A 251-nucleotide genomic window follows, 5' to 3' on the forward strand; every position below is an offset into this window, starting at 1 on the left:
GGGCCACGCCCATCATCAGCGCCGTCAGCCCGAGCCCGACGCCCTGGGCCGCTCTGCCGGCCAGCAGCCACGCGAACGGCAGCGGCAGTACGGTGAGCGTGCTACCGGCGACGACGACCGCCAGCGTGGCAAGGATCGCGGCTCGCCGGTGCGGGCCGGCTCCGAGCCGGCCCAAGACCGGAGTGGCGACGGCGCCGCTGAGCAGCGCGACAGTCAACGTCCACTGCGCACTGCTCAGCGAGACGTGGAAC

1 pseudogene is annotated in these 251 nt (G+C 73.7%); it reads right to left on the reverse strand.

From position 1 onward, the window contains the following. A pseudogene (locus IG75_RS37080) lies at positions 1 to 251 on the reverse strand (MFS transporter); the annotation flags it as partial.

The organism is Nocardia rhamnosiphila NBRC 108938 (assembly GCF_000720425.1).
Classification (GTDB): Bacteria; Actinomycetota; Actinomycetes; order Mycobacteriales; family Mycobacteriaceae; genus Nocardia; species Nocardia rhamnosiphila.